At 47.6% G+C, this 670-nt stretch carries 1 pseudogene; it reads left to right on the top strand.

Annotation, left to right across the window (positions count from 1 at the left end):
- Positions 1 to 2 precede the first annotated feature (2 nt).
- Positions 3 to 670 (top strand): annotated as a pseudogene (locus R8N49_RS27610) (alpha-amylase); the annotation flags it as partial.

Raw genomic sequence — 670 nt, 5'->3', positions numbered from 1 at the left:
CAATGAAAAAAACAATTCTCGCACTCTCTATCGGTCTACTGAGCGCCTGCAGCCAAATTCCAGAAAATGCCATCGTATTAAGCGTTGGAGACGATACTGCCGTCTTCGAACCAAACTCAGACGGTTTACTCGTCGCAGAGCAAAAACTAGAAAAAGGCAACTACACCTTTACCATTGCCGACAGCAAACAAACCTGTGGCAACAGCTTTGCGCTAGCGGAAGAAAGCCGCATCAAATTCAATACACCATTAAAAATGGATAACTGCGCAACCGACACATCTATGCCGCTGCGCATTTTCAAAGCCAATACCTACCTCTTCACGCTCAATCCAGACACCAATGAGCTAACCGTTAAAATCAAACCAAAACAGAGTCAGGACATCACCTATTCTTGCCCTGTTGCAACCGACACAGCTAAAACCATCAACGTAGCCCAAACCTTTAATGATGGCACTGTTGTTCGTGACGCCTTAACCGGGCAAGAAGCCACCGTCGCCAATGGCAGCGTAACCATGCAACCAGGCCCAATTAGCCAAGGTCTATTACTGTTAGAAGAGGTTGATCAGCAAGCCGAAAAACCTTTCAGCTGGGACAACGCGACGGTGTATTTTGTCATGACCGACCGCTTCTATAACGGCAACCCGGACAACGACAACAGCTACGGTCGCAA

The sequence above is a fragment of the Vibrio sp. 1978 genome (assembly GCF_033344345.1).
Note: the sequence above shows the minus strand (reverse complement) of the source record. Positions and strands in the feature narration are given on the sequence as shown.